This window comes from Candidatus Methylacidiphilales bacterium, assembly GCA_025056655.1.
Classification (GTDB): Bacteria; Verrucomicrobiota; Verrucomicrobiia; order Methylacidiphilales; family JANWVL01; genus JANWVL01.
Window position 1 is genome coordinate 1 of sequence record JANWVL010000087.1, and the last position, 25,235, is coordinate 25,235.

The following is a 25,235-nucleotide window of genomic DNA, read 5'->3' on the forward strand; positions in this document are numbered from 1 at the left end:
ACATCTCTTGCGAAGCAAAAAAGATAGGGAGTGCCTAAATCCAAATACTCGCGTAGTCCCGCGGATAGCTCTTATAACCCGGATGCGCTTGCTTGAACAGCTGCCGCCGATTCCAGCATTGCACAAACAACGCAACCGACCGCCGCAGCGCTTCCACACCCGCGAAAAGCACCGCGTCCGTCGGCCTAAGCGGGCTAGAGAGTGCCGCAACTCAGCATGCCCCGCTTCAACCGAATAGGTCTGCGACTTGCCCGGCGCAACCAGATGCCACCCGCCACGGTAGTCTAAAGCAGCATACCCACTGAAGCCGTCGGTGCAATACTGAAATGCCCGTGGCGCTTGATCCACCACCGCCTGCAACACCGCTTCATCGCGGGATAGGGCTACCTGCCAGCTCATCACGCAGCGCGTCGGCGCTCGACCTGTGTGATGAGATAGACGCGTTTTTTTACTCCCGACGAATGTGAACAGCTCATCGAGCTCGACGACGGTATCGTCGTCGGTTGGGGGCTGTGGGATGGGGGCAGCCAAGGCACGCTCACCGGCGCACTTGACCCAGTTGGCTACCGATTGTGGGTTGACACGCAGATTGCGCCCGATGCGTCGGAAGCTGTGGCCATCCAGATACATCTCGACGGCTTGGCGCGGGATTCTAGGCGGGTAGCCGATTGGGTTGGGCTGAGGGGTGAAATGACGATTGCAGGCCTTGCGCAGGTAGCGCTGGCTGCCGCTGTGATTCTTGTCTCGTTTTACCACTGATTATTTTATGTTTCTTTGGACACCTCATGTATCCAATTTTATTTACTCCCAGAAAACCTTTCTTGACTCCATATTTTCCGGCGATGGTGTTGACCAATTTGGGATGTTAGTTATAATACACTTCTAGTTATGATCTACAAACAGTACTCGCCACTGCAACTTCACCCATCTTATATTCATCTGAACCATCTTCAAGAATATTCATTTTCAAGATTAGAGAAGGTAATATCTGAGGTCTTTGAATTATATAACATCAACAGAACACATGATGGAAGATACGAGCTATATCTGCCTTCGAGTAATAAAATATCAAAAGAGCTTGGTTTAAGATTTTGGTTTGATGAACCTGATTCATCGCCAGAAGAATGTCGCTTAAATGGAAAGACATACAGTGCTAAATTATATTGCAAAATAGCGCTGAATGATAAATTATCCGGGGAATGGTTGGTGGAAAATCTTTTTATATGTAGTTTTCCATACATGACCCCTGACTATACTTTTATCATCAATGGGTGCGAGAGAATTGTTGTACCTCAAATTGTTAGGGCACCCGGTGTATATTTCTCTCTTGATAAAAAAGATGGTCTAGCTATACATACATCAGCTAAAATAATTCCGATGTATGGTAAGCCAATCAATATTGAAATAAGGAAAAATAATGCCGCGTATGTCAAAATAGGGAGGTCTCGAAGTATTTTTTTTGATGTATTCATAAAAGGCATCTTAGCCTTAATTGAACAAAATGCCGAAGCGGATAATAATTCGAATAAATATGTTTTTGATTTATACGGAAAACTTTGCGAATCGGATGCTGAAAGATATCTTAAAACTACAGTCGAAGAGGAATGTAAAGTTTTTAGCGATTCATTGTCCTATAGTAAATACATGATAGAAGTAGCTAAGATAATTATGCCTAATAGTCCGATTAGCTTGAAAGAAGCTGCAAAGATCTTAGAAATTTCATTCTTTGACTTAAGATATTTCAATCTATCAGATACTGGAAGGTTTCTTATTAATAAGAAATTAGGATTAGATGTTCCCTTGGATTATAAAATTTTACACATAGAAGATCTTATCATGAGCTTCAAGACATTAATAGATGTGCATACCGGCAAGAGATCTCCAGATGACTACGACCACTTAGGTAATAAACAAGTAAAAGGAGTCGCTGATCTAATTTATGATCCCTTCAGGAAGGGAATACTAAAAATGATCTCTCTGTTTCAAAACAATGCAACTCTTTTACAACAAAAGAAATTGGCTTCTGTATCTAATATAATTAATACTAAACCCGTGCAAATCGCAATTAGAGAGTTCTTCAATACATCATCCTTTTCACAGATCATAGATCAAACCAACGTGTTGAGTGAGATATCTGGAAAAAGAACGATAACTGCATTAGGAAAAGGTGGTCTGAGTCAAGAATTCGCCTCTTTTGAGGCACGTGATGTACATCATACCCATTATGGCCGTATATGTCCAATCGAGACTCCTGAAGGTAAAAATATAGGTTTGGTATCAAGAATCGCTCTATATGCTAGAGTTAATAATTATGGATTAATCGAAACTCCTTATAGAAAAGTTAAAAAATTCGTCAGAAATGTTTTGCATGAACTTATAGGCCGCCGTGCATATGAGGATATAGTGTATGAAGGTAATGTAGTGGTAAGAAAAGGTGATGTAATAGAGAAAAGTCATGCCGAGATCATTTCGTCAATTCGGGAGAAAGAACTAATCCAAGTCTTCCCTTATATAGATTTCAAAGACGATGTTGTTTATATTGCTGCATACGATGAATCAGAATATATCATAGCACGTTCTAATATAAAGACTAACGACCTGGGTGAAATATTAGATACATATGTTGAGGTCAGACATCGCGGCAAAATACAGAGATCACCGGTAGATCTTGTAGATTATTTAGATCTTTCTTATGCCCAAATTGTTGGTATAAGTGCAGCACTCATACCATTTATAGAACATAATGAAGCTGCACGAGCCCTGATGGGCGCAAATATGCAACGTCAAGCAGTCCCCCTAATTCAAGCTACACCACCTCTCGTATCAACAGGCTTAGATAGTCATGTTGCTAGTAATACCAATCATATCATTCGATCAACTGTACAAGGTGAAGTAGTAAGTGTTACATCTAGACAAGTTGTTGTTAAATCAGATGGTGCCTTATATCATTACGCACTTAAATCTATGCAAAAAACAAATCAAAATACATGTTTCAATCAAATACCATGTGTAAATAAGGGAGACCGCGTTAAAGTAGGTGATGTGCTTGCATGTTCATATAGTACCCTTCAAGGTGTACTATCTTTAGGAGCTAACGTCCTCGTAGCATTTATTAGTTGGGAAGGATATAACTACGAAGATGCTATTTTAATTAGCGAAAGAATAGTACGTGAGGATGTCCTAACTTCTATCCACATCGAACAATATGAGATAGAAGCTAAACATACTAACATTGGGGATGAGGAAATAACAAAAGATATTCCCGGAATATCACATGAAGATGCAAGCAGACTAGATGAAAACGGGATAGTGTGTATAGGTAGTTATGTCAAAGCGGGTGATATACTAGTGGGAAAAATTGCGCCAGTTGGCGAACATAATCCCACTCCTGAGGACCGTCTTTTGCGTGCTATATTTGGCGCAAGAAGCAAAGAAGTTAAGGATGTATCATTAAGAGTACCCCACGGCAAGCACGGTGTTGTCATTGATGTGCAAGTATTTGATCGTGACCTACCACCTCAAACTATCAAGAAAGTGCGTGTGAGCTTGGCGCAGAAAAGGAAGATATCCATCGGCGATAAATTGGCAGGTAGGCATGGAAACAAGGGTGTAATTTCTAAGATATTACCAATGGAGGAAATGCCATTTTTAGAAGATGGCACACCAATCGATATCGTTTTAAATCCTCTTGGAATTCCCGGGCGTATGAATATTGGACAAATTCTTGAGGCGCATCTTGGATGGGTTTCCGATCAACTAGGATTCCGTGCAATATCTCCAGCATTTAATAGTGCAAATGAATCACAGATAGCAGCAGATTTAGCAAGAGCATGGTTGTTTAATAAAGCATATAAGCATTTATTCAATGAGGCAGTTTTGTTTATGACTGCAAATCATGTCCCAGTGGAGAGCATGAAAGATGATTTAGATTTGATGGTTAATTATATATATAATATACAAGACAAATACTCGTTTCTATCCTCGGAAAATTATAAGGATATTGAGTACAACTTGCACTCTATAAAAAGAACAGCGACAAGGATATGGCTTAAAAATAAAGGATTAGACGATCCTTTGATAGATATCTTGATGGGAATAAACTACGATCCTAATAATCCAAAATGGACGGAGTATGATGATATCACCATTAGGTACTGTACAAAATTCTGGTTAGAAGAATTATTAGATATAGAAGGGCTTACGGATGACGAAATAATGAAGAAAGCAAACGAGATAAGTAAAGAAAAAGACATACCTTTACCAACAGAGGGTAAATTTATTTTATATGACGGTAGGACTGGACGCCGCTTAGATCGCCCAATAACTGTTGGAGTTTTACATATCCTCAAGCTTTCACATATGGTTGAGGACAAATGTCATGCTAGATCTACCGGCCAATATTCGTTAATCACCCATCAACCTCTTGGAGGAAGGTCCAATTTCGGCGGCCAAAGAATGGGTGAAATGGAATGCTGGGCATTGCAAGCCTATGGCGCTGCTCATACGCTTCATGAAATGTTGACCATTAAGTCTGACGATGTAGAAGGTCGAATTAAAGTTTACGATGCTATTGTAAATAATGACACTCAGTTCTCAGTCTCAACAGTACCTTCTACTCTAATGGTTTTGGTGAAAGAATTAAATGCCATGGGACTTAACATAGAAGGTATATGTGAAAATGGAGAATTGATAAACTTCAATAAATCTAATCCCAATCAGATTATGTAGATAAATTAAAGTAAGATGTAATTATTTTTACGAAGACACATAGATTTGTTATATGATATATTTAATAGAGCGAGATAATAACTTGCAGAACAGTAGAAAGATGTACACAATAGATATTCTTCGATAAACATGAAAATTTCCGTGCCTTTAGGTATATTACTGCAGGATGAATCATGTGTTATACAAAAACGCATGCGCATGTAATTTGTTGGCTAGTAAATGAATTTGATATATAAATCGCCTAAATAGATATAAACTAATCGGTGGTCAAACGAGGCAAGAATCACAGCGTTAGCCAGCGCCACCTGCGCAAGGCATGCAATCGTCATTTCACCCCTCAGACCAACCCAATCGGCTACCTGCCTAGAATCCAGCGCCAAGCCGTCGAGATGTATCTGGATGGCCACAGCTTCCGACGCGTCGGGCGCAATCTGCGTGCTAAGTGCGCAATCGGTAGCCAACAGAGTCAAGTGCGCCGGTGAACGTATCTTGGCTGACTCCCATCCCACAGCCCTCCCAACAGACGACTAACCTATCGTCGAGCTTGAGAGCAGTTCACATTCGTCGGGAGTAAAAAACGCGACGATCTCATCACGCAGGTCGAGCGCCGGACGCGCTGCGTGATGTGCTGGTAGATACTCTATCCCGCGATGAAGCAGTGTTGCAAGCTGTGGTGGATCAAGTGATACGCGCATTTCAGTATTGCACCGATGGCTTAAGTGGGTATGCCGCTTTGGACTACAGATGTAGACATTCAAGGCAAAATCTAAAAACCATCAACCTTTTTGTCCAGAACAAATTTCATTGTTGCTATAAATGTGCGTATGCTGAACAGAACTAAAACCATGATTTTATTGAATGATATAATAAGCATATATTATATAATAGCTAATAATTTAAAAAAATAAAAATACATCATTTTCTATTGAAGAGGATGTATGCACTAAGTCTTTTAATGTAAAAAAAATAAATTATGGCACAAAAACGTATGCTACATCGGTTTATTTTAAAGATGAACTATTGGGTAATAATAATCACGCAATTAATATCAGCTAATTCACTGCTTTAATATCGGTAATAAAAAACGACACCAAAAATTATCTAAATGATGATGTTTATATAAATAAAAGCCATGTCTATCTATGTATTTCTTCTATTTAACTTATCTTCTCAGTATACATCAACTCGATATAAAAATCTCGCGCTTGCAATTTAATTAAACCCCAATGTTGGGAATAATAAAACTTACCAGACTGACAATCTATTTCGAGGACATTTCTCCATTGGAAGTATGATATATTGGAGTCCATGGCCTTTATGATATTATATCTACATCCTTTGTTGTATTTATTTACAGCTTCATTTACGCTCTTAGCCAAGGTCTCTAATTTGTCGAATTCAACAAATAGTGGGAGGATATTATTCTCATCTATCCTATAAAATACTCTATCATGGCATGCCCCTGCATTGACATTCATGAATTTCTCTAGTCTTTCTTTCAGTTCATCCTGATATCTAGATAATTTCACAGACTGAATGGAATATTTGTATACATCTATTCCTCTTACTTTGAATGGCTTTAATATAGCCGTAAATTCCATGGCAGGCTTTTTTTCATCTTGCTGATATATCGCCCAGACCATTTTCTTATCTAGCATGTAATTGATTGGGTACATATCGGGACAATATCCATCTAATCTTGTAGGTAACTCCAAGTTTTGATCGGTTTTTACTTGATCATCCTCTTCTTTTGTTATTTGCGGCAAATCCTGATCATTTTTAGTTGTTTCTACCACAATCTCTTCAGTTGGTTCAGGTGTTGGTTTTTGAACTCTTTTTTCTTTTCTGCTATCTCGTTTTTCAGTTGGGGTATTTTCCACAACCGTACTGACTTCTTCTTCTCTAGATATATTTTCTTGCTCATCATTTAGAGGATCAACTACTGTATTCTGATTGGTATTGTTTATTATTCGATTAACAATGCCTGAACAACCTGATAAAGATATGCTGGTTGATATTAAGAGAATAATCAAGGTAATAACGTGTATGGGGCTATTTACATTCTTTCGCATACATATCATTGTAATTCTATACGCTGTTTGGGTCAAGATATGACAAGTCGAGAGATTTGTAACATAACGATAGCTAACTATAGGATAAAAAATTTTAACCATTTCATGGTTATTCTAAATATAATGCATGCTGGATTATAATTAGTAGTATTTTTATATAATTTTATATCAAATTTTGGGGTGTTTAAATATTTATAATAAATTGATTAATTATCGTACGTTTGTCTATCTATACTAATAGTTATTCTTAACTAGTTTTAGCCTCAGTAAGTGTAACAATTCGGACTAATATAAACTATTGTAGAAGCTGTCTATGGTTGCATATGACAAATAACATGCTTGTTAAGCTAAAATAAGTCTTGCCAAATTTGTGGAAATCTTATCTGCTTAGGCCGAAGAACACAGCGCTGATTAAAGTATTTGCCTGCGTTTTGTCAGTCACTTGAATCATTTGTACAAAGCTAGAATGGGCAGGCTTATTTCAAGCAAGCATGCCCCAGATGACGAAAGCTATCTGATAAAATAAACAAGAATTTTTGTTTAGACACACCAAGGTGATGATATTTACCATGTGACACATGATGTTAAAATAGTGAGGAAGAGCATGAAAAGGCTAATCATTTTGATCGCTTCTATTTTGATGGCCGTTGTAGTACTATTATCATTGGTTATTAATACCCAAAAATTGCCGGTGATAAATACAAGAACAGAAATCATAGTAAATTTACTAGGTGAGGATTATAATAGATTCGAGGTCAAAAGTATAACAAGTAGTGACCATGACATAGTACATTATGAGATAAAATTAGATGAAGATAGTATTGATTTATATGTTATAAAAGGCATATGGCAGAATGAACACGGCTATTGTTATTCATTATTACAGACCTTCCCGCGCGTCATGTTTAATTTACACGAACATAGTTTAATTAGTTCCGGAAAAGATATCAATTCGTATGGCTTGGTTTATTATTTATCAACATATCATAATCCTGTTGCTCAAGATGGGGTGTCTCATTTCATTTTTACGAACACGTTAGATTATTGTGTTGTCATAAAAGAGGATGGTTATGCCAAAACAAACCGGTTGGAAATCGTTGACGCTATTCGAAGATGATATATTTCACGAGTATTTTAAAAAAAGCATGGAATCTGCGCTCATTTTTCTTTCAAATTACATAAAAATTAAAATACAGGGCAAAGTTTGTATTGCTTCAAATATAGAATATGATGTAAATGCAAAAGATGTGCCATTTCTGAAGATTATATCAACTGAAAAATGTCATGCCAGAAAACTAAAAGAAATAAAATTATATCTACCTGTATTTGGAAAATTTGGCAACATCTGCGATAAATACCATAACAAGCCTTACCCTTATGTCTATATCGGCGCTGTTGTACCGGGATATTTGTATTTTAAGGAGCCTCTATTAGCGGAACTGTTTTATATACCTAGCCTTAATTTGTGGCGGATGAAATCACATGACGAAAGGAATTATATACTGAAAGAAAAAGAGGTGGTGGACATTTTTCTTAAAAACAGAATTGAGTTGATAAATATTAATAAAATAGATAAAAGAACTGAATTGATAAATAACATAATAAGCGATGATAATATAGATGTAAATGATTCGGTTTTTTATATAAGCCCTTATTCTATGTTGATATCTTTATTTATAGATGAAATAGAAAATGGTGGTGATACAACACTGCGAAAAATTAGAAGAAAATGGGATAATATTAAGTCGACTTTGTATCACCTTTATACAAGACCTTTTCATTTAAGATCACCATTGGCATTTAGTACTTGGACACATTTAATTTTTGCGCATCCTCATCATTTATGGATGTTTGAGTCGCAAAAAAAGGATTTAAGCATTTTCACATGCCCTTATGTACGTTTTACTTCTGGTCGCAATAAAAATAAAAATATAGGACTTATTCTAGAGTTACATCAAAAAGTTAAAATAAGTGGAAATGGAGGCTTATATTTAGATAATAACGAAAAAGGTTTGGGACGTATAGCTTCGACAATTCCTTTTTTAAACCTTAATGATCGTAGAAGGATGTCTATAGCAATAAAAAATATCAGCCAAGGCCTCCCAATGGTTAATCATGAGATTCCATTAGTTAGATCTGTCTCTTCTTCTATGTCTTCATATATACCCTTCGGCACTAATCTGCTAGTGGCTTATTTACCATATCAAGGCTACACTTATGAAGACGGCTTTGTTTTATATGAAGAAGATGCACGTCATAAGCTAAAAACTCTTGTGGATTTCATATCAAGATCACATTATTGTCCTGAAAAAAACAATATGCCTCAATACGATAAAGATGGCATAATCAAGAAAGGCTATTTAATTAAACCGGGTGATGTGTTAGTTTCTAAGACAGACACTGGGCATCCTTTGCTATGGAATGAAAATATATACGCATACGTAAAAGAGGTTAGAAAATTAAAAAAGGTTGATATGGTAGATATATTAACAACTGCAGTGCATGAAATAGATGTAGGAGATAAACTTGTCAATCGTTATGCCCATAAAGGAGTCGTCAATAAAATATTACCTCATAGCCATATGCCCAAATTTCCGGATTCAGATGTGTGCCCTTCTATTCTTATTAATCCACTCAGTATTTTTAAAAGAATGAATTTAGGTCAAATATTCGAAACAGTTAGTGGATGGAATGCATTTCATTTGGGATGTTATATCGATGTCAGTCATAATATATCATCTCAAGACATAGTTTTTTCATTAAAAACACTATCATGCCTCTCTTGGTTATTGCTTTCATATGGCGCTCTAGAGCAAGAATTATCACTATATTTAAGATATGGAGCTTGGCATGCTTTAAAAAAGTTAAGCGCACCTAGTGAGGAGGATAGGCGTATCTTGACCGATGTTATCTTGAAACATATCGCTAATATATCTCAAGAAATAACAAGTGACGAATTAGACAAAACAACTATCTATAATTGCATAAGAGATGTTTTGATTAGTCCGGGCATTAATATAAAAAAAGAATTTCCACTTCAGGCGTTGATATCTTTTTGTAAAAAGATCCGGGATTTCTACAAAACTCGATCTCCATGGTTTCGCTACAGTGGCAGCCCCGAATCATGCACATTTCATTTAAATTTACCGAATGGTGTATATACCGAGAAACCTATATTAGTTGGTTATTCATATTATATTGTATTGCATCACTTAGCATGTATGAAAATCAACGTCAGCTTCGACGAAAAAAATATTTTTCTTTCTTCTATCCTTCAGCCAGCGGGAGGTAAGCGCATAGCAGGAGCCCAACGTATCGGTGAAATGGAGCAGTGGGCTTTTCAGCAATATCCTGCTCATGGTCATCTGCGTGATTTATGGCAAACCAGATCTGATCCACATGTTTTTTATCGTGGGCGCAAGATATCAGCTACTCTGGCTATGGCTTTAGAATATTTGTATGCATGTGGATTTAAAATTACATGGGTTTCTGATGAAGCTTCTGAAGTTATTTATAAAAGAGAAGAAGATGATTGATCTATATATTATGTTGCTTGCAATTGAGATGACTGATCTTCTCGTGCAGCATTCTCAATAAAGAACAAAGACCACGCGCTAGTTGTCATCCCAGATAAATATGAAAAAGCGACCGAATTAATAATAAAAGCCAACCCGCTACTGGCTATACCGATAAATACAGATATGCCCTCGCCGGATTCAATAAGTTTAGCTATATGCGCTCCTGCAAGAAGTTGGCTTGATAAAGAGGATATGAAATTAATAATACCGCCGATTATAAAAATAGCCAAAAAAACAGCTATGTAGCTTCCTATTGCTCCTGTGAATAATTTCCACGCACGGGACATGGACGAAAATATATCTCTATTTTCTATTACTATCGCCGGCTCGCCTAATACACGAATGATCTGGGCGATAATACCATATGACCCAAGGAAACATATGCTACCACATGCAGCACACAATAATGAGAAAACATCCATTTGATTAGTCGAACCTCCTGGTGTATTCTGCGCGTTTAATGCTTGAATAAAAGCCCCCCCAAAAAGTAAGAACAAAATTCCACCGATGATGATTGCTGGGATACTTAACAGAAGCCTCATAAAGAATACTCTTAAGAACCTATTGCTACCAACTGAGAAAGCCAAACTTAAGGAAGGGGTACGATTTGCCTCACTTTGTTGCACAATACTGATCATTGCAGTTGAAGATATAGTTGATAAAAATACGAAAACAACTATAAAAAATATTAAAACACAGCATAAACCCAAGATTGCAATGAATGGAGATAGGTTAGAAATATCCGGAAGAGCTTGATTACCAGATGCAATCGAATCTGGAGTTAATCCTAATGAAGGATTAATCGTGTTAAAAGCTATAGTACCAAATTCAGCGAGAAACCCGAGTAGCAGAAGCTGAGGCTTTTTGAACGGGTAAGTGATCGCTTTTCCTATGATATTACCTACCATGCTTGTTATGATAACACACGCCCGCTAAAAAATCAATCTGCAAGCAGATCATCTACAGGACTTGCGCATCATATAGGAGAGAGGCAGTAACAGACTTTTGGAATGACACCGTGAATGAAGGACAGATTGGATCGGCTTATCTTCATCTCTACACCCCTATTCCAGAGTGAGGGGGATTTAGGGGTGAGATCGTAGCACAGCGCGTAGCATGTATCTGACACTAGACACCCCCGTTGAGATTGATTGAATTTCATATTCAGGAGCGATCACCTGCGCAAAAATTTTGCGATCGGGATCAATCTAAAGCAAGTTGTCCGCATTTAGTAAACGGATACCACAATCCACACAAAAAGAAGCTCTTATATATCGTGATTTATCTCGGCGCGCGTGTGTATGATTTGTGTATTAGCAATTATCACAGCAATCCTTTTTGTAAGCAGATTGAAAAGACTACTAAAAATCAACGACATCAAAGTCATCAAGATAATGAAACTTATGAGCCGAAAAACATCACCGCCATGCGGAATAGCCTAAGATTATGCTAAGAAGCTAAAATCGAACACAAGGGCGATATGAGACATTGAGTCTTAGAAGGTATATGCATACAGCACCCATGAGGTAGCTTATGGATATATATATTGAGACAGTGCGCACCAGTCTGCGCAAAGGGCTGGCGTTGTTCAAGTATGCAGCCTTCGACAAGGGCGTTGTGTGTGTGCACACGCCCTTACTCTATCCTGATGAGTACTGCTAGGGCGTGTTTGTCGTTGAGCGTGACGGCGCTTTTCAGATGACAGACCTCGATGAGGCATTTGACTGTCTGGAAATGCGGATATGTGACGGTCTGCTTTCACCCAAACAGGCTCGGCTTGTGGATGACGTATGCGTGACACTCAACTTGGAACGCGTGCAGGGTCAGCTCGTGCGTCTTGCCCAGAAAAGCGAGTTAGCGTAAAGCGTCTTTGATGTCGCCCTGGCCGTGGTGCGGGTCACAAATGTGTGTTTCACAACGCGCGTTAGAGCCATGGAGAGCATGGCGGACGAGGTGAGCGACTGGTTGGCCGAGCGTAGCTTGCCCTTCGAGCGCGCTGCCCAATACCTTGGTCGGTCAGGGCAGATGCAAACAGTTGACTACGTTGTGCGTGTGCCCGAGTTCACAGCATTCATCTTTCTCCTGTCTACAAGCTCCCGCCCGCAGCTCATCGCGTTATCGAGGACGTTTCAACGAGGTTGCGCGACTTGATCTACCTCAAAGAATCTTTCCGTCATGAGTTGCGTTTTGTCTCGCTGTTTGACGACATAGTGGATGTTTGGCAGGAGGAGGACTTCTAACGGCTAAAAAATTTGTCGCTGATCGGCCGTGGGTCGTACCCTGATGAGTTTGAGCAAGTGATGCGTGGCTCAATCTTTCACATTGTCTAGCACGCTGTCATTCTGCTTGGTACTTGTGTGCAGCTGTTTGAGCAGATGAGGGAACAAGGGATGATGAGTTACGCGCAGTGTTGCAGTGCCTTTAGTTCGTCTCTCTCTTAAGGCACTTCTCAATATCTACATCTCAGGTAACCATGAAGATAGATCGGAGGTGAAGAAATGGATAGCTATCAAGAAGAGCATGATAGGGATATTATAAGCACGGCGCTTTTTATAGCTTTACTTGTAATGTACAGGCTCATAATTTGCCGTTGCGTTTAATTATAGAGACCGTGTCTATATTTGTGTCTATAAAAAAGCATGCACACATTTGTTTTTATTTATTAGGTATGAGTCAAAATCTTTTATTAATCCAGTTTCTATAGGTTTTCCATAATTACTCATTATGTAGTAAAACAAATTACCATTCTTTACAAAATTACTGTGCGATAAATATCAGTCAACGAATTTAACGCCATTGAACAGTGTTCGTTTTCTTTTGATATGATCTCGAAAAAACGTGCAGTTTCTAATGATACACAGCTTGACATAACTTTTAATATCGTAGTTTTTAGGAACGCATCATGAGTTTCATGATACAAACATATCAAATCATTCAGACAATCTGGGTTTTTGGATTGAGCCATTGAATATAATATAGATACAGCTTCATAGAAAAATTGATCGAAATTATTCACCACTAATTTTTTAATCTTATCTCTAAAATATTCGTATACATCGTCTATAAAGCAAGATAAAATAGCTTGACAAGTCTTTGTTGCCAAATTTCTTTCTAGGTAACATACAATTATATTTTGAATCGCCGAGTCAACCGAATCAAAAATAATTTTCTCCAGCTCAATATATTTGTGTATATCTAAGTCGTTTATGCATTTTTTAATTTCTTCTACGTCTGTAAGCTTTCCCGATTTGTATAATGAATAAAAATAGACTAAGCGATAAGCTGGATCATTTATATTCTCCCTGGTTATATATATTTCTTGTTGTGTAGCTAATCCTTTGTCTATTAAAAATTTAATAGCTGCTGCCCCCCTAACATCATATACACTGCGGCAAATATACCGAAGAAAATATAATACTTCTTCTGGATATGAATTGAATAAATGATTTATTTTTTCATATGTATCAGGCAAGCCAGTAGATTTATGAACGGCGTATAGTAAATAGTAGAGAGAATAATCACTATTCATGTCTTCTATTATAACCATTTACAACCTTTATATTTCGAATGCTTGGTGCGGTATTCTAGGCAAGTATCCAATTGGGTTTGGTTAAGATGTGCAATGACGATTGCAACCATTGCACAGATAAATCTAGCTACAGATGTGATTCTTGCCAGGTTTAGTCGTCAATCCGTTCATTTCTCCCTGGAAACTTCATTCATCTAATTTTATTCACTCCCGACTAAAAAGATCATCAACACAATCGTGTATAATAGTCTATACATCACATGAGGCGATAAAGAGGGAGATTAAAGAAATGCAAGCGATTTGTTTAAAAGACCAACTTCTCCACAGTCTCAATATCATGAAAAGAGTAATCTCGATCGACAAGAAAAATATACATACATCTGGTTATATCAAGCTTATTGCAGAAAACGGAAAACTACAATTAAGTGGAGGCAATGACACTATACACATAAATAAATGGATCAATGCTGATATTAAGGAAGAAGGAGTTTGTGCAGTTCCTTATCGTATTTTTTATGAGTATATCAATCTCTTGAGCAGTGATAAAATTTCACTCAAATTCGAGGATAAATCCTTGTCTCTCCGCGTAAGAGGAAAAGAATCATCTGCCAGAATAAAATGCTTTAAGAGCATTGATGATGCATTTGATACGCATGCGGAAGAAGTAATGATAAGTACATTTCAGCCTACCGTATTGCGCAGACTAATTGAGGACGTTTCTTTTGCTGCTTCCGATGAGGAAAAACGCCCCACTCTGTGTGGAATATTACTTGATATACAATCTGATACAATAATGAGTGTAGCTACGGATGGTTTTCGTTTGAGTCGTCGTTGTGAAAAAATTTCAGATAAGATATTTAAGCCAGGGCAGTTTGTTATTCCCTCTAAACTCCTCATGTCGCTAAGCTACATCCTTCATCGTGAAGATCAAGATATGCCCTTAACTTTATATAGTTTACCCGATAGACAATCCGTGCTCTTCAGATCTAATAGTTATGAAGTAATCATGAAGCTCCTCGATTACTCTTTTCCTGATTATAAAAAAATTTTATTTAACTCATATACAACAATGGCAGTTATAGATACAAATGAATTTATACGTATGTGTAAACAAGCAGCAGTTATCGCAAGAGAAAATGATTCTTCTGTGATATTGTATATAAATATTGACGAAAAAAACGAAGACATTGAAGATGGTAATACAACCTCTAACTCAAAAGATTTCGACGAAGACCCATTATGTGAAAGTGTCTTGAAAATAAGAGCTGAAACTGATCATCTTGGACGTAGCGAGAGTAGTATAGATATCATACGCGCATCTGGTATATCCAGTCAAGTTCGTGTAAATATAGATTATTTAATTCAGGCGCTTTCAGTAATAACACATTCTGAGTCGGTAATCGAGATCTATGGCGAAAAAAATCCAGTAATTATAAGATCACCAGATAACAACAATCTGAATTTGATTATGCCGATGTATTTATCTCCTGCTCAATCATATACTAAGTCAGTCTGACCGATAAAATTATTTCACTAGATAGTGTTATATCAATTCTCGGGCTAAATTTGAGCACGATAAGTGCAAAAATATTATTTAGCTCTGCATATTTATGTGCATGGATATCACGCATTTTTACATAACAAGGGGGTGACTTGATATGTTTACACGCAGATGTTATAATAAGCGAGATGAAATCGATAAGAATAGTATTAGCTTTAATCGGTATATTGATTACCGTGGGCGCTTTTGCAGGCTTTATTGTCTTCGCTTCTTTGTTTTCACCCCCACCAGCGACTGTACTGGTGTATAACAAAGATTTGAATTTCGGCGATATTATAAATGAGGGAGATATTACATCAGTTGAAGTCTCTAATCTGCCTCCATCTTTGTTAAGGCTCTACGCGTCCCCCCGTAATCAAGATGCCGTAATCGGGTTTCGTCTCCTTGCACCTGTCGCAAGAGGAGAGCCCGTAATGATCACGAAATTGGCTTCCCCTAACAACTTTTCCAGATATGCGGCCATCCTCACTGACACACGTAACGTTATTATGTCAATACCTATTAGGCCGCAATTGATCCCGCCTAAGATAGGTATAGGTGACAAGGTTAATCTTATGATCATTATTGAAAGCGGGGGATTTGACGTTGTCATCACACCAAGTCCTACACCTTTCGCAGGTTTTGGACAACCAGTGCCACCGACGGCAACGCCAGTGCCAGATGATGTAGTTCTTGAGCCTACACCAACAATCACTGCTACGCCTGTCGTCCTATTTCCTATCTCAGACGTTATTCTTGAAGCAGTTCCGGTTATCGATGTTCGGCGCGCATTAGTCGAAAATCCTAACTTCGGCGTAGGTGGAGATAATCGTAGATTCATAGAGGGCGATATTGAAGCAATCATCTTAGTCGTACCAAGAGAGTATCAGAATGTCATAAATTTCGCAGTAGCAACCGATAGATTGAGAATATCTCTGTCCTCTCCATTCGGCGGGGATTACACAAAGGCAGTCCCAGTACTCCCGATCAGTTTAGATGTGTATGGTAAGTTGTATCGTTTTAAGATGGAGGATTCTATACAAAGAGGAATAGTGATTACTCATACTTTATATGAGCGATATTTTGAGTTGTTTTATCCTGAAATCCATGCAGCAATTATAGCTACTAGAGAGGCATGGATTTCCCGCCCTGGCGTGGAGCGCGATAAAGACAAATATATGGAGGCAGTGATTATGCGATATACCCCCACGCCAGTTCAAGATCAAAGCGGTCAAGAGGCCGAGGAGGAAACACCATGAGCCGAGAAATCGCTGTATGTGTTTTATCCAGATCTTTTGATTTAGCTGCAAAGATAGGACAGGCATGCAGCGCATATCAAGGAGAAGATAAGCTCTACGTCATCGCACAACTTAGTCATATCGGCGCCATAGACGAAGGTATCACTACTCATGAAGCTGATGTGATTATCGTAGACCCAAATTTTATCCTGACGAATGAAAATATCGGCATTGTCGCAGAAAAAAGCGCTTCTGTTTTGGCTTCCGGTAATAAGCCAGTCGTATTTTTATGCCTCTATAAAGATAACACACAAAAAGAAGCATTATCACAAAAAGGCCTTTATGCCCTCGCACCGTATCCTCTAAGTGATGATGAGTTTGTCTCTCTAATATCATCAATACCGTCGTTTATAAACAAAGCAGAAGAAATTAGGAATAGCAATAAATACACGCCGGTAATTAATCGCCAAATACGTGATGTCATCGCACGAGCAGGCTGGCAAAAGCTCGTCATAGGCCTGTGGGGCGCTAGTAATGGCATAGGGAAGACTTTTTTAGCTCGGGAAATGGCCGTCGCTTTGGCTAAAGAGGGAGGAAGATCTATCTTGTTGATCGATGCAGTCACTGAAAGCGCTAAGCTGGATATATACTTAGGTATTGATGCCAAAAAAGATTTATTCTCAATGATGACTTTATATCAGGCCAATCAAAAGAATCTGTCTGATAATATAATCAAGAATCATATCTATCAATGTAGTGATATACCAAATCTATATATCGTGCCCGGAGTCCGTAATCCTTATTATTGGACGCGACAAGATGTGGCTAATATTTCTAACATTGAATCGTTTGTCGTGTCTCTTATCAATTATGCAAAGAGTAATTACGATTTTGTCATATTTAATATCGGCATACGCTATTATGATCCGCTTCCATTCGCATCTATTAAGGTTTGCGATCGTTTGATGATTATCACCACACAAAACATCGGCATACTCAGATCGTTGAAATATGCAGCAGACACGCTTAAACAAAGTAGCAGTGATGTTGCGCTATGGCGTAATGAGAAAAATATTTTGATAGTCAATCAATGGATGGAGGCAGTATCACCAAAACCTAAAGATATGGCACAATTTCTTAATATTTCTTTAGGTGGTATCGTTCCGCTTGACACAAGCGGAGATATTATACGATCAATTAACTTGCAAAAACCATTACCTGTCATTTCGCCAGGTAATCCTGTTAATCAGGCCATAAGACAAATGGCTACAATCTTCTTCCCTGCACTAGATGCGCTAGAAAAAAATGTGCCTCTTCAAACTGAGGCAAAACCCAAGAGCAAAGGACTTTTGGGTATGTTTGCAAAGAAAACTTAAAGGAGGTCTGTAGATGTTCAGAAAATCAACACCACCAACACCCTCTGTTGATTTGAAGTCCATCGCAACCCCCCCACCTCAAGAGCTCGATCAACCCATAAACCCGGTCGAAAGCACCAGTGTCATCCTTATTCAGGAACAAACTGCACCAAAACAATCCGACCAAGATCCTGAAACGACAATTAGGCAATATATCAAACAGATTTATTATAAAGCTATACAACCTGAAAACTCTAAAATTAATCCGAGACAATTAGACAACCCAAATGATGAAATAAAAGCTCAGGTCATACAAATTATTGATCAATGTATTCAGCAAACTAAAAGAGAAATAGAAAACGGAAAATTGCCTAGCGTGGATGAGTCCGTCATCAATACAATACGTGATGAAATATACAACATTCAATTTGGGCTCGGACCTTTAGAGGGTATCTTTAAGCGATATAAGGATTTAGAGGATATTGTTTTATTAACGCGCAAAAGTACACAAGGGGAAATATATTGCGAGGCATGGGCGTTATGTAATTCGGGCAGATATAAAATAGAAAATAAATTCGACCCAGTGGAAATACTGAATATTATCAATCGCCATCTCGCACGCGAGGGAAAGACCGTTAATCCAAATAATCCCATCATAGACGGTCGCTTGCTCAATGGTGCACGTGTTGCAGTGATCTACACCCCCCTAGTAGATCCAATGTTCCGCATTACCATTCGCGTGCCGACGCTCGTCGCTAGAAGCATGCAACAGCTGATTGACCTCAACAGCATCAGCAGCGAAGCAGCATCCTTCCTCGGGTTGGCATTGAGAGCGCGGTTGTCCATAGTGGTAGCCGGCTCAACAGGATGTGGTAAAACAAACATGCTGCAAGCACTGTGTAATATGTTGCCGGACGACGAAAGCGTGATCGTAATTGAAGATACTCGCGAATTAAATGTACCCGGAAACATCGTCAGCTATTTCCAAACCGGTTTCCAAAGCCAAGAACCTGGAAAATTTCGCTACAACCAAAATCATCTGGCAATAGCCAGCATGCGACATATCCCAGAAAGGATTGTCTTCGGGGAAGTGCGTGATGCAGCATCATGGGAAGCCATCAAGCTGGCCAATAGCGGCCACCCCATGTTGTTGACAGTGCACGCAGAAGAGCCAGAGCAAATCATCGAACGCCTATTGCTGTTGGCTAGAGAATCACCCTCCGTTGCCTCTATGCCCGATAGTGCCATCAGAAGGCAAATCCTCAGCGGCTTTCAAATCTTCATCTTCTTGCAACGCGAACGTATGGCAGACGATAAAATAAAACGATTTGTAGTCCAAATTGCTGAATCACCCGGTATATTCAGAGAAGATCGCCCCGTGATTAATACGCTCTTCAAATACGATTATGCGGCCCAAAAACTGGTGTGGACCGGTATTCGGCCACATGAAATGACAATTAAGCATATGGCGAATGCCGGTATATCAGCGCAAATGATCGAGGATGCGTTAAATGGACGACGTAAATTTTGGCAGGAATTCAGTCATCGCTGAATAAATACAACACAAACATGGAGACGGGATATGGACGAAACTATTCTGCAAGTGATAGACGTTTTATCTAATCTATCACCGATACAAATCGTTATAGCCCTGCTTTTTGCTGCAGGGATCTTGCTGACCTGGGCCGCTTTAGTTTTGCCAGCTAGGGTGATATTAATAGAAAATACGCCAGAGAATAAAATCAGACAAGCTAATATCGTCCAACAGATTGATGCTAAGATCAGAGATATGGGCATGGATATAGGATTAGAAGAATTAATAGTGCGCGGATTGCTGATCGGCGCTATTCCAGCTGTAATCTTCGGCTTGCAAAATTATTTCGTCGCAGCAATCCTGTGTCTGATCATTGGTGTATATGCTTATTACGAATATTGTGTGTACAAATTCGAAGGCCTGGTTCTAACATACAAAGAGGAATTCATCACAACTGTAGAAAATTTCAAAAATCTGATGTCTGTTCACGGCAATATCGTCAATGCGATTAAAGATATGGTGAATTATTCACGCCCGATGTTAAAGCCAGTTTTCGAATTGATTTATAGTACCTATATGAGCGGAAATCGTGCCATGCATGAAATTTTAGAAAGTATAGCCAGATCCCGCGCAAGCGATAGCTTCTGGGTAAGCTTTTTTAATACACTTGCTGCAGCAGAGCAACGTGGAGGCTCCATATCCGGATTCCTTGAGGATATTATCAATGCTGCACGCAAAGAGCTTAATATTCTAGAGAAGTATTCTGCCACGCTCACTGAAACACGCATGGTCGGTGTGAGTTATGCGCTATTCCCGCCAGTTGCCTTACTCTTAGTAAGTTTGCTCTTTCCTAACGATCCTCAGTCTGGATTGAGCATCATTAATCCTTTCAGCTTGACTGGCGTCATCTCACAAGTTGTAGCCATGATCGGAGGAGGGCTATCATGGTATTTCTCAAGACGTGTTGCTGCTGCTGGTATCAACGTCTATGATCAATACCAGGGTATCTCCTATGACTTCAGTGAAGAGGATCGCCTACTGTAAGGAGGATATCATATGGAAATATTTAATCTCTTCGACAGCCTGATCAACTGGTTAAATAATCGCGCGCTGATCTTGGGTTTAGCACTGGCATTTGCAATAGGTATTGGTATATTTTTTTATTCGATCGTCCTCCCTATATTACGTCCTGAACAAGTTGCCGTTGAAAAATTATTAAAAGGAGCTTCCCTCTCTGAAAATGAACCGATCAGCTTTTCTAATACCTATCTCGCACAGATTTCTAAGGCATTAGCTAAACGAGATAGCCGTAAAAATATGTATGAGGAATATCTGGATTTATTAGGATATCCAGGAAAATATAAAGACATAGGTGATCTATATACGCAAGCCGTCTTTTATGGTATATTATGGACAATTCTATCCGCCGGTTTTCTAGTAATTCTTAATCTCAGCACACCAATTCCTGCATTACTCTATTTATTCGTGCCAGTATCAGGATATTTAGGTTACAACGGGCAATTTAGTAAGATTAAAAATATGGTAGATAAAAGAAGAATGGATATGTTGGTCGAATTCCCGAGTGCTATGTCTGCTATTTTGATCAACTATAACGCAACCAACTCATTAGCCTCAGCTATCATAAACTACGTCGCCTATCCCCCCGCGAAAACAGGTTATTTATTTTATGAACTAAAACGCATCACCGAAAGATACCTTTCAGGCACACCATTGTCAGAAACTCTCCTGGAGGCACAAAGAAGAACAAGAGATGTCCCCATCGTCTCAACAGGTTTCATGCAGTTGCACGCTGCAGAAACACAGGGCACATCAGTATCAACAGCACTGAGAATGACTGCTCAAAGAGCATATGACAATCTGGAAGTTGTGCTGACTACCCGCACACGCCGCAATCAAGCCTTAGCATTAGTGCCTAGCATCATTGCAGTCATCTCGGTAATGATCCAGTTCTTATTGCCATTTGTGACTGGTATTTCTCTCTTTTAAGGTACATGGCGTGTTGGGTCAATTTACAGATATCTTAAGAAAGCATTTCTTAACTATAATTTTATTCATTATTTCCATAGTTGCGCTTATTATGTCTCAAATAAATTCGGATAACAACTCAAATACCGCAGAATCTAAATGGGAAAAACCAGTGTATTTAGATAGAGTTTGGGATGATTTAAATTACCCACAAGAATTTATCGTTGACCTCAGTATTCCTTATACTCAAACCGTAGAATTTGATGATATCGCTGCTGTAAATATCGGTTTAGATGTGCTTATTCGTACTTATACATCAGGAAATAGCCGTTATGAGCGAGTTATTTTATCTGCCGAAATAGAAAAATCAGATGAAGAATCGTTTTTAAAATTATACGACAAAATAGACCAGTTGTTATTTTCAGACGGTTGGCAAATAAAAGGCGAATGCGAGATTATCTCGAATACTATGCGTGCACGCATAAGACAATGCTTATTTGAACGTGGAGTTAGCGAAGAGAATCAAATCCTTTTTTATATTCTCGGCATGTCAGATAATTTAGCCACCTTAATATACTATCGTCACTTTCATAGAGAAACTAACGAGTCATGATATAATTATCGGCACATTTCAAATCGATCTCTGTAATAATCCAAACCGATGATGATCAGTAATGTATGAAGCTTGAGTTTATTTTATGCTGCAGTAAGTATACATGATTTATGCCATTGACCTAAGAGTATATATTTGAATACAAAATTTTATATCAAGAGGGGCGAAATAAATCAACAAATCCCATGCCTAATTTGATATTGATATAAGCATTACACTTGTGTATATAAAATGAACGGCTCTTTTGTTTATTGATCAAGCCATGTTAAATTCTTTCCTATCAATAGTTCATATCGCGTTATGCCAAGTCTACCTTGCATAGGTAATATACGCATATCTAACCTATAATTTGCGATAATTTTTTTAACCTCTTCGTCATTGTTATATGTTGCGATGAAATCCCCCTTTAACAAAGCACATCTTTCTAGTAACAAACGATGATCTATGTCATGATGATTATACAACCTCTTTCCGTGACATTCTTTGCCTAATGTGTAGGGCGGGTCGATAAAAAAGATAACATTTGAGTCATCCATGAAATCTAGCATAACTTTCATGCCATCATCTTGTCTAAACTCAAGAAGATGGGCAATTTGTGTGATCGCCTCAATACGTTGTACTAATGTTTTTGGATACCACCGCGAAGCAACTCCTCGCCTCTTTTCCCCTAAACGCATTAATCCAGCCCCTTTTGCAAGTATTCCGCCATGTACCACACGATTCTTTAATATAGTTTTAAAAGCCTTGTCATGGATGTCTTCGGCCGGTTTAGTTAGTTCTTTGCGAACCTCATCGTATGATGGATTGAACTTCAGAATGCGATCGGATAACAAAGAAGCACCTCCGTTAAGAATACTGAGCCATACTGCGGATACCTCTTCGTCAATTTCAACCATGATTACCCGATCTACAAGATGTTCGAATAAAGCAGTAAGGCTAATCACACCACTTCCTGCAAATGGTTCAATAAGCAAGGAGGGTCTTTTAGATAAGCTCCTTACCCACTTTCGAAAGATCGGTATTAACCAAGTCTTTCCACCTGGGTAACGGAAAGGGCTATAATGAGGAAGAGATGAAATGTTCGTTTTAAGAGGATAATACAACTTCTCTGTGTGATTTAAAAATAGTCCGTGCTGCATAATATTTATTTTACATCGCAACTTTAATATGAAAGCAAAGCAAGAACAATCATCAAGACGTAAATGATCATGGCCGATATATTAATATTTACTCTACATTCATATAAATAACAAAGATGCGCGTAATTGATAAAATAAAACCATAGCCATCATTGACCCATGGAAATATCAATTCGGATAAAAGCGACAGATAGTTGCTCAAAACCCTAACATCGAAAAGTCTCATTAAATTGATCATGCAGCAACGAAATTGGGTGATCACACATGATTACCTGTTTCTTATGCATAAGGATAATCCTTGTGTATACCACAGGCGATGCTCTTTCTTATAGTTGCCATACCTAGTCATTCATCTCAGTATTTGATTAAGCCTCTAATAACCTTTTTATCTCGAAGGGATCGCTTGTAATGGTGTTGTGAGCATAAAGGTCAAGCGCTCCAATATCTGATGAATGTGCATGTGGCGCACCACGATCGCATAACCGAACGATAACCGGAAAACCTGACCAATCCTCTTCCTCGTCCTGATCGTCTGCGGATCTTGACTTTGTAGAAGGCGGGAAAATAGGTGGCATAATCACAGCAACATCGAAGGTACGCATATTGGTACGATCAATCATTAATCTCATGACTCCATAGAGTGCATCCGCTAAATCATCATCAAACGCGCTACCATAGATCCACGTGTCCTTAGGACGATTAGCTGCGAGATATACAAAGCCGCGCAACCGTCCGGCACTCAAGCCTAGACCGATATCCTCATGTGCAGCAAGTAAATCATCGAAGTAGTTAGTACGATATTGAGTGTGATAATTAAGCGCTACGCGGCGCAACATTTCTACCTTCGCATAATGCATGCCACGCCTTAACGCAATCTGCGCATGCGCATGCTGGATTGTGGCTCCCCCTTTTGGACCCCCATTCCATATCCAAATAAAGTAACGCGCCTGTGGATCTTGCTGATGTGCACGGTGTGCCCATACCAACGATGTTCTAAAATAATCACGCAGATGCTCGCGAGTGAAGACTAACGGGTTCGGCTCGTCAAAGATGAGCACAGCCCCATGTCCTTCCCAGCGCGCAATGTTACTGGCCGTAATACAATATTCACCGCGCACCCGTCCAAACATATCTTCAGCAGTCATATCCATAGGGCAGGCAAACATATCATCTCCCGATGATGTGACGAGTGTAGGATTATCGTCTATAGTCATAGGCCGCTGTCGCCTTAGTGGATTAAACAACGCACCGTCAAAGGTGATCAGGTTGGTTACACTCACCACAGTCTGATGTTCTGCTGCGGCCACTGAACCGAAACGTGATTCAACCCATGCACGCATAGTCTGCGGCACTCGACACTGCCCGACAACATGATCCACACGAAAGATACGACTGAAACGCAAACGACTTTCGTCCGGCATCTCATGAATGAGATATGGAAGGTCAAAGATTGTCATGGGTAACATATTCTAATCGTTTCTTCGTGTTTCAAGCAATATTCTGACCCATAAATACTCGTGTAGGCCTGCGTCTAGCTCTTATCATCATGTACGCTACCTGAACGAGAATAGCTAATTCACACCTCCTGCAAATAACGCGAATAGCAGTCACTGCCCATCAGCATGCTGCCCAAAGCAATCCGCCTCTGTCGGGAGTAAATAAAATCGGATGCATGAAGTGTCCAAAGAGACATAAGCGAATCGGGGGTCAAACCAGGCAAGAATCACCTCAGTAGCCAGCGAGACCTGTGCAAGGCCTGCAATCGTCATTTCACCCCGCAGCCCAACCCAATCGGCTACCCGCCTAGAATCCCGCGCCAAGCCGTCGAGATGTATCTAGATGGCCACAGCTTCCGACGCATCGGGCACAATCGGCGCTTCAAGTGCGCAACCGGTAGCCAACTGGGTCAAGTGCGCCGGTGAA

General features: G+C 39.2%; 19 protein-coding genes. 10 read left to right on the forward strand and 9 right to left on the reverse strand.

Annotated elements, in window-relative coordinates; genetic code table 11:
• Positions 1–756 (reverse strand): IS1 family transposase (locus NZM04_05410; GenBank protein MCS7063468.1); only part of this gene is annotated, 756 nt, incomplete at its 3' end.
• A gap of 132 nt (positions 757–888) precedes the next feature.
• On the opposite strand from NZM04_05410, the gene NZM04_05415 reads away from it, so the two are divergent.
• The gene (locus tag NZM04_05415) at positions 889–4,728 is read left to right on the forward strand and encodes a hypothetical protein (GenBank protein ID MCS7063469.1); all 3,840 of its coding nucleotides are present in this window, start codon (positions 889–891) and stop codon (positions 4,726–4,728) included.
• A 212-nt stretch (positions 4,729–4,940) separates the two neighbouring features.
• On the opposite strand, the gene NZM04_05420 is transcribed toward NZM04_05415, so the two are convergent.
• From NZM04_05420 to NZM04_05430, 3 genes are all read right to left on the reverse strand, one after another.
• Complete coding sequence (locus NZM04_05420; protein ID MCS7063470.1) at positions 4,941–5,237, reverse strand: hypothetical protein; 297 nt, start codon at positions 5,235–5,237, stop codon at positions 4,941–4,943.
• Positions 5,238–5,255: 18 nt separating this feature from the next.
• A complete protein-coding gene (locus tag NZM04_05425; GenBank protein MCS7063471.1) occupies positions 5,256–5,423 on the reverse strand; it encodes a hypothetical protein in 168 nt (55 codons plus the stop codon).
• Positions 5,424–5,885: 462 nt separating this feature from the next.
• Positions 5,886–6,800, reverse strand: coding sequence for a hypothetical protein (locus NZM04_05430; protein MCS7063472.1), 915 nt, complete (start codon positions 6,798–6,800; stop codon positions 5,886–5,888).
• Positions 6,801–7,404: 604 nt separating this feature from the next.
• Between NZM04_05430 and NZM04_05435 the strand changes: the two genes are divergently transcribed.
• Positions 7,405–7,917 (forward strand): hypothetical protein, encoded by a 513-nt coding sequence (locus NZM04_05435; GenBank protein ID MCS7063473.1) that lies wholly within the window; start codon positions 7,405–7,407, stop codon positions 7,915–7,917.
• Entirely contained in the window at positions 7,871–10,336 is a 2,466-nt protein-coding gene (locus NZM04_05440) for a hypothetical protein (protein ID MCS7063474.1), read from the forward strand. The genes NZM04_05435 and NZM04_05440 overlap by 47 nt, the downstream gene beginning before the upstream one ends.
• Before the next feature lie 8 nt (positions 10,337–10,344).
• Here NZM04_05440 and NZM04_05445 read toward each other — a convergent pair whose 3' ends face one another.
• A complete protein-coding gene (locus tag NZM04_05445) occupies positions 10,345–11,286 on the reverse strand; it encodes a hypothetical protein (protein ID MCS7063475.1) in 942 nt (313 codons plus the stop codon).
• 1,841 nt (positions 11,287–13,127) lie between these two features.
• Positions 13,128–13,907, reverse strand: coding sequence for a hypothetical protein (locus NZM04_05450; protein ID MCS7063476.1), 780 nt, complete (start codon positions 13,905–13,907; stop codon positions 13,128–13,130).
• A 289-nt stretch (positions 13,908–14,196) separates the two neighbouring features.
• Here NZM04_05450 and dnaN point away from each other — a divergent pair, with 289 nt between their 5' ends.
• The 7 genes from dnaN to NZM04_05485 all read left to right on the forward strand — a co-directional run bounded on the left by dnaN (position 14,197) and on the right by NZM04_05485 (position 22,173).
• Positions 14,197–15,423, forward strand: coding sequence for a DNA polymerase III subunit beta (gene dnaN / locus NZM04_05455; GenBank protein MCS7063477.1), 1,227 nt, complete (start codon positions 14,197–14,199; stop codon positions 15,421–15,423).
• A gap of 173 nt (positions 15,424–15,596) precedes the next feature.
• Positions 15,597–16,706 carry an SAF domain-containing protein gene (locus tag NZM04_05460; GenBank protein ID MCS7063478.1) on the forward strand — a complete coding sequence of 370 codons (1,110 nt, stop codon included), beginning with the start codon at positions 15,597–15,599 and terminating at the stop codon, positions 16,704–16,706.
• The gene (locus NZM04_05465) at positions 16,703–18,061 is read left to right on the forward strand and encodes an AAA family ATPase (GenBank protein MCS7063479.1); all 1,359 of its coding nucleotides are present in this window, start codon (positions 16,703–16,705) and stop codon (positions 18,059–18,061) included. Before NZM04_05460 ends, NZM04_05465 begins: the two co-directional genes overlap by 4 nt.
• 13 nt (positions 18,062–18,074) lie before the next feature.
• Complete coding sequence (locus tag NZM04_05470; GenBank protein ID MCS7063480.1) at positions 18,075–19,592, forward strand: ATPase, T2SS/T4P/T4SS family; 1,518 nt, start codon at positions 18,075–18,077, stop codon at positions 19,590–19,592.
• Between the two features lie 30 nt (positions 19,593–19,622).
• A complete protein-coding gene (locus NZM04_05475) occupies positions 19,623–20,618 on the forward strand; it encodes a hypothetical protein (GenBank protein MCS7063481.1) in 996 nt (331 codons plus the stop codon).
• A gap of 12 nt (positions 20,619–20,630) precedes the next feature.
• Positions 20,631–21,581 (forward strand): type II secretion system F family protein, encoded by a 951-nt coding sequence (locus NZM04_05480; protein MCS7063482.1) that lies wholly within the window; start codon positions 20,631–20,633, stop codon positions 21,579–21,581.
• 10 nt (positions 21,582–21,591) lie between these two features.
• Positions 21,592–22,173 carry a hypothetical protein gene (locus NZM04_05485; GenBank protein ID MCS7063483.1) on the forward strand — a complete coding sequence of 194 codons (582 nt, stop codon included), beginning with the start codon at positions 21,592–21,594 and terminating at the stop codon, positions 22,171–22,173.
• 248 nt (positions 22,174–22,421) lie between these two features.
• Here the strand turns inward: NZM04_05485 and NZM04_05490 are convergent, their stop codons facing one another.
• The 3 genes from NZM04_05490 to NZM04_05500 form a co-directional block, all read right to left on the reverse strand.
• The gene (locus NZM04_05490) at positions 22,422–23,312 is read right to left on the reverse strand and encodes a DNA adenine methylase (GenBank protein MCS7063484.1); all 891 of its coding nucleotides are present in this window, start codon (positions 23,310–23,312) and stop codon (positions 22,422–22,424) included.
• A gap of 365 nt (positions 23,313–23,677) precedes the next feature.
• Positions 23,678–24,769 (reverse strand): hypothetical protein, encoded by a 1,092-nt coding sequence (locus NZM04_05495; protein MCS7063485.1) that lies wholly within the window; start codon positions 24,767–24,769, stop codon positions 23,678–23,680.
• A 150-nt stretch (positions 24,770–24,919) separates the two neighbouring features.
• Positions 24,920–25,132, reverse strand: a complete 213-nt coding sequence (locus NZM04_05500) for a hypothetical protein (protein MCS7063486.1) — start codon at positions 25,130–25,132, stop codon at positions 24,920–24,922.
• Positions 25,133–25,235: the final 103 nt, after the last annotated feature.

What these genes read in the sequence shown, in the direction of transcription:
- NZM04_05465 (MCS7063479.1), top strand. Translation starts at nt 16,703, where the DNA reads ATGAGCCGAGAAATCGCTGTATGTGTTTTATCCAGATCTTTTGATTTA.
- NZM04_05445 (MCS7063475.1), bottom strand. Translation starts at nt 11,286, where the DNA reads ATGGTAGGTAATATCATAGGAAAAGCGATCACTTACCCGTTCAAAAAG.
- NZM04_05425 (MCS7063471.1), bottom strand. Translation starts at nt 5,423, where the DNA reads ATGCGCGTATCACTTGATCCACCACAGCTTGCAACACTGCTTCATCGC.
- NZM04_05430 (MCS7063472.1), bottom strand. Translation starts at nt 6,800, where the DNA reads ATGCGAAAGAATGTAAATAGCCCCATACACGTTATTACCTTGATTATT.
- NZM04_05435 (MCS7063473.1), top strand. Translation starts at nt 7,405, where the DNA reads ATGAAAAGGCTAATCATTTTGATCGCTTCTATTTTGATGGCCGTTGTA.
- dnaN (MCS7063477.1), top strand. Translation starts at nt 14,197, where the DNA reads ATGCAAGCGATTTGTTTAAAAGACCAACTTCTCCACAGTCTCAATATC.
- NZM04_05460 (MCS7063478.1), top strand. Translation starts at nt 15,597, where the DNA reads ATGAAATCGATAAGAATAGTATTAGCTTTAATCGGTATATTGATTACC.
- NZM04_05470 (MCS7063480.1), top strand. Translation starts at nt 18,075, where the DNA reads ATGTTCAGAAAATCAACACCACCAACACCCTCTGTTGATTTGAAGTCC.
- NZM04_05415 (MCS7063469.1), top strand. Translation starts at nt 889, where the DNA reads ATGATCTACAAACAGTACTCGCCACTGCAACTTCACCCATCTTATATT.
- NZM04_05440 (MCS7063474.1), top strand. Translation starts at nt 7,871, where the DNA reads ATGCCAAAACAAACCGGTTGGAAATCGTTGACGCTATTCGAAGATGAT.
- NZM04_05495 (MCS7063485.1), bottom strand. Translation starts at nt 24,769, where the DNA reads ATGACAATCTTTGACCTTCCATATCTCATTCATGAGATGCCGGACGAA.
- NZM04_05450 (MCS7063476.1), bottom strand. Translation starts at nt 13,907, where the DNA reads ATGAATAGTGATTATTCTCTCTACTATTTACTATACGCCGTTCATAAA.
- NZM04_05490 (MCS7063484.1), bottom strand. Translation starts at nt 23,312, where the DNA reads ATGCAGCACGGACTATTTTTAAATCACACAGAGAAGTTGTATTATCCT.
- NZM04_05480 (MCS7063482.1), top strand. Translation starts at nt 20,631, where the DNA reads ATGGAAATATTTAATCTCTTCGACAGCCTGATCAACTGGTTAAATAAT.
- NZM04_05475 (MCS7063481.1), top strand. Translation starts at nt 19,623, where the DNA reads ATGGACGAAACTATTCTGCAAGTGATAGACGTTTTATCTAATCTATCA.